This window comes from Streptomyces sedi, assembly GCF_006335015.1.
GTDB classification, from domain to species: Bacteria; Actinomycetota; Actinomycetes; order Streptomycetales; family Streptomycetaceae; genus Streptomyces; species Streptomyces sedi.
Genome location: NZ_VDGT01000006.1, coordinates 118,597 through 131,052 on the forward strand (window position 1 = coordinate 118,597; position 12,456 = coordinate 131,052).

Consider the following 12,456-nt stretch of genomic DNA (forward strand, 5'->3'; position numbering starts at 1 on the left):
GCGCGGGCGGCGCGGACGCGTGTCAGACGCTCGGACGCAGCCGCCCGGCCGCCGGCTGGGCGTGGTCGTCGCCCTGCTGGAGCGCGCTGCCCTCCAGCCACTCCTCCCAGGAGAGGTTCCACTCCCCGAAGCCGTTGCCGAACGTGTCCATGTCCTCCCCGTCGCCGTTGACGTGCTCGACCACGTCACCCGGCTTGATGAGGTCGAAGAACCACTCGGCGTTCTCGTCGCTCATGCCCGTGCAGCCGTGGCTGACGTTGTCGGAGCCGTGTGAGGCGGCCGACCAGGGCGCGCCGTGCACGTACTCGCCGCTCCAGGTGAGCCGGGTGGCCCACCGCACGTCCATGTCGTAGGACTCGGCGCTGCCGGCGGGGATGCCGATGCTGGTGCCGGTCATCCGGACGTTGGGCTCGCGCCCGAGCACCACCTTCTTGCCGTTCCTCGTGCGGAAGCCCTCCTTGCCCGTGGTGATGGGCACGGAACGCACCTCCTCGCCGTCCTGGTAGACGGTCATGGTGTGCGCCGAGATGTCGGCCACCGCCTCGACCCGCTCCCCGGTGCGCAGTTCGACCGAGTCCGCCTCGCCACCGCGCAGCCCCTCGGCCAGGGCGACGCCTTCCAGCGCCGACGTCACGGAGATGGTGGTGTTGGCCGGCCAGTACTCGCGCGGGCGGTAGTGCAGCTCCTTGTCGTCCACCCAGTGCCAGGCGCCCTCCACCTCGGGCTCGCTGGTGACCCGCAACGCGGCCTCCACCAGGGCGCGTTCCCGGTTCCCCTCGATCTCCTCGCTCAGCTCGGCGGTGATCGGCTGACCGACGCCGTAGGTGCCGGCGTCGGGGCCGAAGGCGACGTCGACCCGGTCGGCCTTGGAGGAGCCCGTGCGGAAGGTGTGCTCGCCCCGGCCCGGCTCCCCGTCGCCGTTCTCGGTGCTCACCTGAACGGTGTAGTCGGCGCCGGCGGTGAGCAGGTCGCCGCTGCGCCAGGAGCGGCCGTCGGCGGCCAGCTCGCCGGAGAGTCTGCGGCCCCCGGCGTCGGTGGCCACGACATCGGTGATCCTGGCGCCCTGTGCGCTGGCTGAGACCTTGAGCGGGGTGTCGGGGTCGACCTCGGCCTCGCCCGAGGCGGAGCCGAAGGAGAGGTGCTGGAGGGCGTCGTAGGGCTGCTCGCTCAGTGATCTGGCGTCACCACCGCACGCGGTGAGGCCGGCCAGGAGCGGGGCGACTATCAGCGTGCACCGGATCGCGATCCGTGTTGAGAGGCTCATAGCCACAAAATACGAAGATTGCCCCGAAAGGGCCCGCCGCCCGCCGTCAAACGGGTGGGCCCCCGGAACGCGCGCGTTCCGGGGGCCCCTACCAGCTCAGCGGCCGGTCACTGCGTCTGGTTCTCACCGCGGTAGTACTCGAAGACCCACAGCCACAGTCCGACGAACATCACCGGCACGGTGAAGACGAGGAACCACCAGCCGAAGACCGGGCCGAGGAACGCCAGCGCGGCGCCCGCGCCCAGCAGCAGCGGGGCCCAGCTGTGCGGGCTGAAGAAGCCCAGCTCGCCCGCGTCGTCGGCGACCTCGGCGTCCTTGTTGTCCTGGGCGCCCACGTCCACCCTGCGGGCGGTGAAGATCAGGTAGAACCCGATCATCGCGGAGAGCGCGAAGGACAGGAAGAGCGCCGTGGTGCCCACCGGCTCCTGGGACCAGAGGCCGTAGACCACGGCCACGGCCAGCATGAAGACCGCGAGCCAGGCGAAGAGGTGTCCCTGGATCCTCATGCGCCGGCCTCCTTTCCGGTGAGGGCCTCGGCCTCGTGGCGGGCCTCGTTCTCCAGCTGGTCGAGCGCCGCGACCTCGGGGTGGTGCAGGTCGAAGGCCGGCGACTCGGAGCGGATCTTGGGCAGGGTGACGAAGTTGTGCCGGGGCGGCGGCGAGGACGTCGCCCACTCCAGCGAACGCCCGTAGCCCCACGGGTCGTCGGTGTTGACGTACTCGCCGTACTTCCAGGTCTTCCAGACGTTGTAGAAGAACGGCAGCATCGACAGGCCCAGCAGGAACGAGCTGATGGTCGAGATGGTGTTCAGCGTCGTGAAGCCGTCGGCGGCCAGGTAGTCGGCGTACCGGCGCGGCATGCCCTCGGCGCCCAGCCAGTGCTGCACCAGGAACGTGCCGTGGAAGCCGACGAAGAGCGTCCAGAAGGTGATCTTGCCGAGCTTCTCGTCCAGCATCTTGCCGGTCCACTTGGGCCACCAGAAGTGGAAGCCGGCGAACATCGCGAAGACGACGGTGCCGAAGACCACGTAGTGGAAGTGGGCCACCACGAAGTAGCTGTCCGAGACGTGGAAGTCGAGCGGCGGCGAGGCCAGGATGACGCCCGTCAGACCACCGAAGAGGAAGGTGATCAGGAAGCCGACGGACCAGAGCATCGGGGTCTCGAAACTGAGCGACCCCTTCCACATGGTGCCGACCCAGTTGAAGAACTTCACCCCGGTGGGCACCGCGATCAGGAAGGTCATGAACGAGAAGAACGGCAGCAGTACCGCGCCCGTCACGTACATGTGGTGTGCCCACACCGTCACCGAGAGGCCGGCGATGGTGATCGTCGCGGCGACCAGGCCGATGTAGCCGAAGATCGGCTTGCGGCTGAAGACGGGGATGATCTCCGAGACGATGCCGAAGAACGGTAGGGCGATGATGTACACCTCGGGATGGCCGAAGAACCAGAAGAGGTGTTGCCACAGGATCGCGCCGCCGTTGGCGGCGTCGAAGATGTGCGCGTCGAAGAGCCGGTCCGCCGCGAGTCCGAAGAGCGCCGCCGCCAGCACGGGGAAGGCGAGCAGCACCAGCACACCGGTGAGCAGCACGTTCCAGGTGAAGATCGGCATCCGGAACATGGTCATGCCCGGGGCGCGCATGCAGATGATCGTGGTGATGAAGTTGACCGCGCCCAGGATGGTGCCGAAGCCGCTGAGGGCCAGGCCCATCACCCACATGTCGGCGCCGACGCCGGGCGAGCGGATGGCGTCGGAGAGCGGCGAGTAGGCGAACCAGCCGAAGCTGGCGGCGCCGTTCGGCGTGAAGAAACCGCCGACCGCGATCAGGCCGCCGAACAGGTACAGCCAGTAGGCCAGCATGTTCAGCCGCGGGAACGCCACGTCCGGCGCGCCGATCTGGAGCGGCATGATCCAGTTGGCGAAGCCGGCGAAGAGCGGTGTCGCGAACAGCAGCAGCATCACCGTGCCGTGCATGGTGAAGAGCTGGTTGAACTGCTCGTTCGAGACGACCTGGGTACCGGGCCTGGCCAGTTCGGCGCGCATGATGAGGGCCATCACGCCGGCCAGGATGAAGAAGATGAAGGACGTCAGCAGGTAGAGGGTGCCGATGGTCTTGTGGTCGGTGGTGGTGAGCCACTTGACGACCACGGCACCGCGCTGCTTGCCACGCCGCGGGGGTGTCGCGGCCTGGTGCGACGCTTCGTTGAGCGCGCTGGGGGATTCCTCGACGGAAGTCACGATCGGCCCTCGTTGGTCTCTGCGTTCACGGCGGCCTCGGTCTGCTCGATGCCGGCCGGCGCGAACCCGGTCTGGCCCTTCTCCGCCAGCTCCTGAAGATAGGCGTCGTACTCGTCCGGCGAGACCACCTTGACGTTGAAGAGCATCCGGGAGTGGTCCACGCCGCACATCTCGGCGCACTTGCCGAGGAAGGTGCCCTGCCGGTCCGGGGTCACCTCGAAGCTGTTGACGTGTCCGGGGATCGCGTCCTGCTTCATCAGGAACGGAACCACCCAGAAGGAGTGCACCACGTCCCTGGACGTGATGATGAACTGAACGGTCTCGCCCTCGGGGAGGACCAGCGTCGGACCCGGGTTGCCGGTGTCCGGGTCGCGGTCGGCCGGGGTGCCGATCTCGTAGACGCCGTCGGCGTCGTCCGGGACCCGCTCCATCATCCGGTCGGGGATGGAGGCCAACTCCTCGGCGTCCTGGGCGTACTCGTCCGAGACGCCCACGGGCTCCAGGTAGTTGAAGGCCCAACTCCACTGGAAGCCCACCACGTTGATCACGTGGTCCGGCTCGTCCGAGGTCTCCAGCAGCTCGGTCTGGTCCCGCGCGGTGAAGTAGAAGAGCACCGACACGATGATCAGCGGCACGAGCGTGTAGAGCGCCTCGATGGGCACGTTGTACCGGTTCTGCGGGGGAACCTCCACCTTGGTCCTGGACCGCCGGTGGAAGAAGACACTCCACAGGATCAGGCCCCAGACCAGCACCCCCGTTGCCAGTGCGGCGGCCCAGGAACCCTGCCACAGGGCCAGGATGCGGGGCGCCTCCTCCGTGACCGGGGTGGGCATACCGAGCCGGGGAAAGTCCTCGGATGTGCAACCTGTCGCGGTTGCCAGGACCAGGCCCGCGATCAGCGCCTGCGGCAGAACCCGCCGCATCGGGCGCCGCGACGAGCGGTCGGAGCCGTTGGGACTCACGTAGCGCCTTCCCGAGAGTCTCGCCCATGTCCGGGCTGCCATCGCACGGAGCGGGGCCGGCCCTGGCACGGGCAGGGTTTGGATGTTTATGCGGACCAAACCCTACTGGACGCTTCCGGGGGTCACGCGGGGAGGGTGCCCAACGCGCCGCGAGGGCCCACGAAGGGGTTGTACCGGGGTTGTTAGCGTGGCGAACGTGGCTTACTTCGACGCGGCCTCGGCGCTGCCCCTTCACCCGGTCGCGCGGCAGGCACTGGTGGCCGCGGAGGCGGACGGCTGGGCCGATCCGGCCAGGCCGCACCGGGAGGGGCGCCGGGCGCGGATGCTGCTCGACGCGGCCAGGGAGACGGCGGCCGACGCGGTCGGGTGCCGGCCGGACGAGTTGGTCTTCACCTCTTCGGGGACCTCGGCGCTGCACCGGGGCGTCGCGGGCGCGCTGGCCGGCCGGGTCAGGGCCGGACGCCATCTGCTGGTCTCGGCCGTGGAGCACTCGGCGGTGCTCCACGCGGCGGAGGCGCACCGCGCCGCGGGCGGCACCTCGGCCGAGGTGCCGGTCGACCGGCTCGGCCGGGTGGCCCCGGACGCGGTGGCCGAGGCCCTGGCGGCGGCGCCCGGGCCGACCGCGTTGGCCTGCGTGCAGTCCGCCAACCACGAGGTGGGCACGGTCCAGCCGGTCGCCGAGGTCGCGGAGGTCTGCCGGGCGGCCGGGGTGCCGCTGTTGGTGGACGCGGCGCAGTCGCTGCCGTGGGGGCGGGTCGAGGGGGCGTGGTCGCTGCTGACGGGCAGCGCGCACAAGTGGGGCGGCCCGGGTGGCGTCGGGTTGCTGGCGGTGCGCAAGGGCACCCGCTTCGCGCCGCCGGGCCCGGTCGACGAGCGGGAGTCCGGCCGGGCGCCCGGCTTTCCGCACCTGCCGGCGATCGTGGCGGCGGCGGCCTCGCTGCGCGCGGTGCGGGCCGAGGCGGAGGCGGAGGCCGCGCGGCTGACGGCGCTGGTGGAACGGGTGCGGGCGCGCGTGCCCGAGCTGGTGGAGGACGTGGAGGTGGTGGGCGACCCGGTGCGGCGGCTGCCGCACCTGGTGACGTTCTCCTGTCTCCATGTCGACGGCGAGGCGCTGCTGCACGCCTTGGACCGGGCGGAGTTCTCGGTCTCCTCCGGCTCCTCGTGCACCTCCAGCACGTTGACGCCCAGCCATGTGCTGCGCGCGATGGGGGTGTTGTCGGAGGGCAACGTGCGGGTCTCGCTGCCGCCGGGCACCGCGCGAGCAGAGGTGGAACGTTTCCTCGATGTGCTGCCCGGCGCGGTCGCCGGGGTGCGGGAACAGCTGCTGGGCCCGGCCGCCTCGCCGGCGCCCGCCGTGGACGACGGCGAGGAACTGGTGGTCGACGCCCTGGGGCGGCGCTGCCCCGCGCCGGTGATCGAGCTGGCCAGGGCCATCGGCCGGGTGCCGGTGGGCGGGACGGTGGCGGTGCTGGCCGACGACGTGGCGGCCAGGCTCGACATCCCCGCCTGGTGCGAGATGCGCGGCCAGGAGTACCTGGGCGAGACCGGACAGGCCCACCGGGTGCGGCGGCTGGCCTGAACCGCGCCGGCCGCCGCTTCCCGCGCCCGCTCACTGGATGAAGGGGCGGACCTCCTCGGCGGCGTCGTCGCCGTACGCCTTGGTGAAGCGCTCGATGAACGAGCCCCGGTTGAGCGTGTACTCCTGGGTGCCGACGGTCTCGATGACCAGCGTCGCCACCATGCAGCCCAGCTGGGCCGCGCGTTCCAGGGAGGTGCCCCAGCTGAGCCCGGAGAGGAAGCCCGCGCGGAACGCGTCGCCCACCCCGGTCGGCTCGACCTTGGCGGTCTCCTCGGGGCAGCCGACCAGGATCGACGGCTCGCCGGCCCGGTCCACGCGCACCCCGCGGGCGCCCAGGGTGGTGACGCGGATGCCGACCTTCTCCAGCACCTCCTCGTCGCTCCAGCCGGTCTTGCTCTCGACGAGGGCCTTCTCGTACTCGTTGGTGAAGAGGTAGGCGGCGCCCTCGGTCAGCAGCCGGATCTCGTCGCCCTCCATCCGGGCCAGCTGCTGGGAGAAGTCGGCGGCGAACGGGATGCCCCGGCTGCGGCACTCCTCGGTGTGCCGCAGCATCGCCTCGGGGTCGTCGGCGCCGATGTGCACCAGGTCGAGTCCGCCGACGCGGTCGGCGACCAGCTGCAACTCGATCAGCCTGGCCTCGCTCATGGCCCCGGTGTAGAAGGAACCGATCTGGTTGTGATCGGCGTCGGTCGTACAGACGAAGCGCGCGGTGTGCAGCATCTCGGAGACCCGCACCGAGTCGCAGTCCACGCCGTGCCGCTCCAGCCAGGCGCGGTACTCGTCGAAGTCCTGGCCGACCGCGCCCACGAGGATCGGCCGCGCGCCCAACTGGCCCATGCCGTAGCAGATGTTGGCACCGACGCCGCCACGGCGCACCTCCAGGCCGTCCACCAGGAAGGAGAGGGAGACCGTGTGGAGTTGGTCGCCCACCAGCTGGTCGGCGAACCGGCCCGGAAAGGTCATCAGATGGTCGTTGGCGATCGAACCTGAGACAGCGATGCGCACGAGGGCTCTCCAGGGGTGGGCAGCGAAAGTCAGCGCCAGGCTACCCCGCGTGGAACCTACGGTGATCGGCCGTCGTCACATTGGTGATTCCTGTGAGCGATGCGCATCCGGTGAGCGACACGAGGAGCTGACGTGTTGGACGAGGAGAACCACGAGGAGACCCGTCGACGCTGGCCCGCGGTGACCGCGGTGGCGGCCAGCGTGGTCCTGCTCGCCGGGGCGTTCTACGGCGTCGGCATGGCCGAGGACGACGGCGGCGGAAGCGCGGGCGGCGACGAGCCGCTGGCGTTGGACGCCCGCGAGGGCGTGGGCGAGCTGGCGGTGGACGGCGCCTCGGCGCCCGCCGGGCCGGCGCTCGGCCCGCTGGTCCTGGAGGGGGACCCGCCGGCCGCGCCGGAGGCGGCGACGGTCCACCGCTTCGGCGAGGGCGGCGTCGACGCCGCCCGGGTCGCCGAGCTGGCGGCCGACCTCGGCCTGTCGGGCGAACCCGTGGCCTCGGGCGGGAGTTGGACCGTCGTCGGCACCTCGGAGGGCGAGCGGGAGGGCGCGCTGCTGGTGGCCGAAGAGGCGCCGGGGCACTGGTTCTACTCCCTGGACGGCACCGTGGCGGATGTCACGGGGACCGTCGCGGAGCCCGCCGGGCCCGGGATCACCTCCGACGGCCCGGACGCCTCGGTCTCCTCCGACGACGCCTCGGTCTCCTCGGGCGACATGCCCTCGTCCGAGGGGATGCCGCCAGCGGACGGCCGGCCGGCGCCCTCCGAGGAGGACGCGCTGCGCGCGGCCGGCCCGCTGCTGGACGCGTGGGGCCTGGACGAGGAGACCGCGGACGCCTCCACGGTCAACGGGCCACACCGGCAGGTGGTCGCCGAACCGACCGTCGAGGGGCTGCCGGTGGCCGGGATGGAGCTGGTGGCGACGGTGGGCCCCGACGGTGAGCTGCTCTCCGTCTCCGGGGTGCTGGGCGTGCCGAGCGCGGGCGAGGAGCGTCCGGTGTCGGACCCGGCCGCCGCGCTGGAGCGGGTCAACGAGCGGATCGGCCAGGGTGCCGACCCCGCGGCGGCCCGCGACACCGGCCGGCCGTGCCTCCAGCGGAGCGCCGAAGGGGCGGCCCCGGCGGACGAGACCCCCGCGGACGAGGCCTCGGAGGGTGAGGACATCGAGCCCGCGCGCCCGGACCTGCCCTGCGACGCCCCCGCGGCCGACCCGGGCGAGGCGACGCCGGCCACCGTGGAGCTGGGGCTCTCGCTGGAGTACTCCGAGGACGAGCCGCTGCTGGTCCCGGCGTGGATCTTCCGCGCCGAGGATGCCGAGGGGCAGCGGCGCACCGTGGCCGAGCCGGCCGTGGAGCACGTCCCCTCCCCCGTCTCCGGCGACGACGACGCGCGCGTCGAGGAGGGCGGGGGCGAGAGCGGCGAGGCCGAGGAGGCGGAGAGCGCCGAGGCCGTCCCCGCCGAGCCGGCCGAGCCGGCGGAGCTGCCCGCCGCGGGGCTCTCGGTGGTCGACCACGCGCCGGAGGCGCGCACCCTGACCGTGAACTTCTGGGCCGGGGTCTGCGACACCTACCAGGTGCGGGCGCACGAGACGGACGAGGAGGTCGTGCTCTCCGTGGAGCGTGTCGGCCCCGAGTCCGACGAGGTCTGCATCATGCTCGCCGAGCAGCAGACGGACGAGGTCACCCTGGACGAGCCGGTCGGCGACCGCCGGCTGGTCGACGAGGAGGGGCAGGAGCTGACGGCCCGCTGACGCTCACGCCGGCGCACAGCACGAGGGGCGGCGCCCGGGATGGTCTCCCGGGCGCCGCCCCTCGTCACGCGCCGCCGCACGGCCCTCTCCGGAGGACACGTCGGGCGTCACGCGTCAGCTGAAGGAGTCGCCGCAGGCGCAGGAGCCCGTGGCGTTGGGGTTGTCGATGGTGAAGCCCTGCTTCTCGATGGTGTCGACGAAGTCGATGGAGGCGCCACCGAGGTAGGGGGCGCTCATCCGGTCGGTGACGACCTTGACGCCCTCGAAGTCCTTGACCACGTCGCCGTCGAGCGCGCGCTCGTCGAAGAAGAGCTGGTAGCGCAGTCCGGAACACCCACCGGGCTGGACGGCCACGCGCAGCGCCAGGTCGTCACGCCCCTCCTGCTCCAGCAGGCCCCTGACCTTGGCCACGGCCGCGTCGGAAACGACGATGCCGTCGACCGCGGCCTCTTCCGTTACGGACATCTGCGAATCTCCCGGGGTAGTTCGGAATGCTCTGCCGAGGGCGGTAACGGAACGGCCCGCCGAGGTATTCCCCGTTCGCCGCGCCTTCTTCCCCGGCCCTCTCTCTCATGCTCGCACACCGGGGATCGCCCGCACACGGTCCGCGGGAGAGTGACGTGATCGGCAGGGCCCGCGCATCGTCAAACTGACGCGAAGGAGTTATGCTCCATAACGTCAGTAAGACGAAAAGACGGTCGGTCGAGTCTCCGCCCTGACCGGCCGGAGGAACCCGCCACCAGAAAGGGTGCCGCCGTGACCAGCGCCCAGCCCCTCGATGTCGAGCCGACCCCGTTGGCGCTGCTGCTGCTCGGCCGGGAGTCCGACCCGGCCAGCGAGCGCGGCGTCGACTGCCCGGGTGACCTGCCGGCGCCCTCCGACCCCGACCTGGTGGAGAGGGCCAGGGCCGCGAAGGACGCCCTCGGGGACCGCGTCTTCGTGCTCGGCCACCACTACCAGCGCGACGAGGTCATCCAGTTCGCCGACGTCACCGGCGACTCCTTCAAGCTCGCCAGGGACGCGGCGGCCCGCCCGGAGGCGGAGTTCATCGTGTTCTGCGGTGTTCACTTCATGGCCGAGTCGGCCGACATTCTGACCGGTGACGATCAACGGGTGATCCTCCCCGACCTGGCGGCCGGCTGCTCCATGGCCGACATGGCCACCGCCGAACAGGTCGCCGAGGCCTGGGACGTGCTGACCGACGCCGGCGTCGCCGGGGACACCGTCCCCGTCAGCTACATGAACTCCTCCGCCGACATCAAGGCGTTCACCGGCCGCCACGGCGGCACCATCTGCACCTCCTCCAACGCCCGGCGCGCCCTGACCTGGGCCTTCGAACAGGCCGGCGACAACGGCAAGGTGCTCTTCCTCCCCGACCAGCACCTCGGCCGCAACACCGCCGTCCGCGAGCTGGGCCTCTCCCTCGACGACTGCGTCGTCTACAACCCGCACCGGCCGAACGGCGGGCTGACCCCCGAGCAGCTGCGCGCGGCGAAGATGATCCTGTGGCGCGGCCACTGCTCGGTGCACGGCCGCTTCTCCCTGGACTCCGTGCGCGAGGTCAGGGAACGCATCCCCGGAGTGAACGTTCTCGTCCATCCGGAGTGCCGCCACGAGGTCGTCGCCGCGGCCGACCACGTGGGCTCGACCGAGCACATCATCGCCACCCTGGACGCGGCCCCCGAGGGTTCCAGCTGGGCCGTGGGCACCGAGCTGAACCTGGTGCGCCGACTGGCCAACCGCTACGCCGACCAGGGCAAGGAGATCGTCTTCCTGGACCGGACGGTCTGCTTCTGCTCCACGATGAACCGCATCGACCTGCCGCATCTCGTCTGGTCGCTGGAGTCGCTGGCGGCCGGCAAGGTCGTCAACCGCATCGAGGTCGACCGGGAGACCGAGCACGACGCCAAGCTGGCGCTGGAGAGGATGCTGGCGCTGCCCTGAGCGCGGAAACGCGGAAACGTTCCGCCGGTGGCCGGCCCCTCGCGGCGCGGCCCCGGCGGGGCCAGCGCCCGGAAGAACACTCGGGCCCGGACCCCACGGGGGAGGTCCGGGCCCGAGACGCTGTTCAGGCGGCGGAGCGCGTCAGACGGTGGAACGCGCGGCCGGACGGCTCAGTCCGGGATCAGACCGTCCTCGGTCAGCATCGCCCGCACCTCGTCGATGGTCGCCTCCGGCGCGGGCAGGATCAGCTCCGACGGCTCCAGCGAGTCCTCGGAGAGCGGCGCGCCCAGCGTGCGGACGGCCTCCAGCAGGGCGGTGAGCGTCCGACGGAAGCCGTCCTCGTCCCCGGACTCGACCTCGGCGAGCAGCTCGTCGTCCAGCTCGTTGAGGGTGGGGAAGTGGCCGTCGTCCAGCTTCACCTGGCCCTCCCCCATGATCCGCACGATCATGTCGTTCTCCCGGCTCTCGCGCTCACATACCTCGTCGGTCGAAAGTGGTCACCCAACAATCTCACCGATCACTGCTTGTCGAACTTCGGCGAGGACTGCTCCTGCTCCTGCGCCTGCGGGGCCGCGGCGTCCCCGCCCTCGATCGCCTGCCGCTGCGCGGAGCTGCCACCCGACAGCTCGGCCTTCATCCGCTCCAGCTCGAACTCGACGTCCGCGTTCCCCGAGATGCGGTCCAACTCGGCAGTCAGGTCGTCCTTGGAGGTGCCCGTCGGGTCGTCCAGGGCGCCGGAGGCCAGCAGCTCGTCGATGGCACCGGAGCGCGCCTGGAGCTGCGCGGTCTTGTCCTCCGCGCGCTGGATCGCCATGCCGACGTCGCCCATCTCCTCGGAGATGCCGGAGAACGCCTCGCCGATCCTGGTCTGCGCTTGAGCCGCCGTGTAGGTGGCCTTGATCGTCTCCTTGCGGGTGCGGAACGCGTCCACCTTCGCCTGGAGCCGCTGCGCCGCCAGAGTGAGCTTGTTCTCCTCGGCCTGGAGGGTCTCGTGCTGCTGCTCCAGGTCGCTGATCTGCTGCGAGAGCGCGGCCCTGCGGGTCAGCGCCTCGCGGGCGAGGTCCTCGCGGCCCAGCGCCAGCGCCTTCTTACCCTGCTCCTCCAGCTTCCCCGACTGGGAGTTGAGCTGGTTGAGCTGGAGTTCGAGCCGCTTGCGCGAGGTGGCCACGTCGGCGACCCCGCGGCGCACCTTCTGCAGCAGCTCCAGCTGCTTCTGGTACGAGTAGTCGAGTGTCTCGCGCGGGTCCTCGGCCCGATCCAGGGCCTTGTTAGCCTTCGCGCGGAAGAGCATCCCCATCCGCTTCATGACACCGCTCATGGGCTTTCGCGCGCCCCCTTCATGCCGGGCTCGAACCGATGGCCGTCTCTAGCCGCTTGAACTGCTGATCCCCTACTACCCTACGGGGCCCCTCTCCATTAGCGCACCGCCCGGCGGCGAATGGCTCCTCCCCAAGGACGATCACGCCCCCCGCTCCCTCCCGCGCGAGGACGACCCCGACGCACGCGGAACGGATGACAGGAAGGACTCGGAAACGGCCGGGAAGGTTCCCCCGGCGGCTTCCCCGTTCTCGTTCCCCACCTTCCCCGTACCCGTCGTACCCGCCTTTCCCGTACCCGTTGTACCCGCTCCGCGCGCTGTCCCACCCGTTCCGCCGCACGTGGACCCGCGCCCGCCGGAACGCCCGCGGCGCGCGACGTCGCGCGCCGTTGCGGGATC

At 71.3% G+C, this 12,456-nt stretch carries 11 protein-coding genes; 3 read left to right on the top strand and 8 right to left on the bottom strand.

Features of this window, described 5'->3' with window-relative positions:
- Positions 1-22: 22 nt before the first annotated feature.
- The 4 genes from FH715_RS10325 to ctaC form a co-directional block, all read right to left on the bottom strand.
- Positions 23-1,264 carry a L,D-transpeptidase gene (locus tag FH715_RS10325; RefSeq protein ID WP_139643417.1) on the bottom strand — a complete coding sequence of 414 codons (1,242 nt, stop codon included), beginning with the start codon at positions 1,262-1,264 and terminating at the stop codon, positions 23-25.
- 107 nt (positions 1,265-1,371) lie between these two features.
- Positions 1,372-1,770, bottom strand: coding sequence for a cytochrome c oxidase subunit 4 (locus tag FH715_RS10330; RefSeq protein ID WP_139643420.1), 399 nt, complete (start codon positions 1,768-1,770; stop codon positions 1,372-1,374).
- Positions 1,767-3,503: an aa3-type cytochrome oxidase subunit I gene (ctaD, locus tag FH715_RS10335; protein WP_139643422.1), complete on the bottom strand. Its 1,737-nt coding sequence runs from the start codon at positions 3,501-3,503 to the stop codon at positions 1,767-1,769. The genes FH715_RS10330 and ctaD overlap by 4 nt, the downstream gene beginning before the upstream one ends.
- Complete coding sequence (ctaC, locus tag FH715_RS10340; protein ID WP_139643424.1) at positions 3,500-4,465, bottom strand: aa3-type cytochrome oxidase subunit II; 966 nt, start codon at positions 4,463-4,465, stop codon at positions 3,500-3,502. Before ctaC ends, ctaD begins: the two co-directional genes overlap by 4 nt.
- A gap of 196 nt (positions 4,466-4,661) precedes the next feature.
- Here ctaC and FH715_RS10345 point away from each other — a divergent pair, with 196 nt between their 5' ends.
- Entirely contained in the window at positions 4,662-6,044 is a 1,383-nt protein-coding gene (locus FH715_RS10345) for a cysteine desulfurase/sulfurtransferase TusA family protein (protein ID WP_139643428.1), read from the top strand.
- Positions 6,045-6,074: 30 nt separating this feature from the next.
- Here the strand turns inward: FH715_RS10345 and FH715_RS10350 are convergent, their stop codons facing one another.
- Complete coding sequence (locus FH715_RS10350; protein ID WP_139643431.1) at positions 6,075-7,049, bottom strand: carbohydrate kinase family protein; 975 nt, start codon at positions 7,047-7,049, stop codon at positions 6,075-6,077.
- A gap of 132 nt (positions 7,050-7,181) precedes the next feature.
- Between FH715_RS10350 and FH715_RS10355 the strand changes: the two genes are divergently transcribed.
- The gene (locus FH715_RS10355; protein WP_139643434.1) at positions 7,182-8,795 is read left to right on the top strand and encodes a hypothetical protein; all 1,614 of its coding nucleotides are present in this window, start codon (positions 7,182-7,184) and stop codon (positions 8,793-8,795) included.
- Positions 8,796-8,909: 114 nt separating this feature from the next.
- On the opposite strand, the gene FH715_RS10360 is transcribed toward FH715_RS10355, so the two are convergent.
- Complete coding sequence (locus tag FH715_RS10360) at positions 8,910-9,260, bottom strand: HesB/IscA family protein (RefSeq protein WP_139643436.1); 351 nt, start codon at positions 9,258-9,260, stop codon at positions 8,910-8,912.
- 291 nt (positions 9,261-9,551) lie between these two features.
- Here FH715_RS10360 and nadA point away from each other — a divergent pair, with 291 nt between their 5' ends.
- Positions 9,552-10,739 (top strand): quinolinate synthase NadA, encoded by a 1,188-nt coding sequence (gene nadA, locus FH715_RS10365; RefSeq protein WP_139643439.1) that lies wholly within the window; start codon positions 9,552-9,554, stop codon positions 10,737-10,739.
- Between the two features lie 170 nt (positions 10,740-10,909).
- On the opposite strand, the gene pspAA is transcribed toward nadA, so the two are convergent.
- Positions 10,910-11,188, bottom strand: a complete 279-nt coding sequence (pspAA, locus tag FH715_RS10370; RefSeq protein WP_139643442.1) for a PspA-associated protein PspAA — start codon at positions 11,186-11,188, stop codon at positions 10,910-10,912.
- 68 nt (positions 11,189-11,256) lie between these two features.
- Positions 11,257-12,057 carry a PspA/IM30 family protein gene (locus tag FH715_RS10375; RefSeq protein WP_211367532.1) on the bottom strand — a complete coding sequence of 267 codons (801 nt, stop codon included), beginning with the start codon at positions 12,055-12,057 and terminating at the stop codon, positions 11,257-11,259.
- Positions 12,058-12,456: the final 399 nt, after the last annotated feature.

Excerpts from the sequence above, each read along its gene's own strand:
- FH715_RS10325 (WP_139643417.1), bottom strand. The coding sequence starts at position 1,264 with ATGAGCCTCTCAACACGGATCGCGATCCGGTGCACGCTGATAGTCGCC.
- FH715_RS10330 (WP_139643420.1), bottom strand. The coding sequence starts at position 1,770 with ATGAGGATCCAGGGACACCTCTTCGCCTGGCTCGCGGTCTTCATGCTG.
- FH715_RS10360 (WP_139643436.1), bottom strand. The coding sequence starts at position 9,260 with ATGTCCGTAACGGAAGAGGCCGCGGTCGACGGCATCGTCGTTTCCGAC.
- pspAA (WP_139643442.1), bottom strand. The coding sequence starts at position 11,188 with ATGATCGTGCGGATCATGGGGGAGGGCCAGGTGAAGCTGGACGACGGC.
- FH715_RS10375 (WP_211367532.1), bottom strand. The coding sequence starts at position 12,057 with ATGAGCGGTGTCATGAAGCGGATGGGGATGCTCTTCCGCGCGAAGGCT.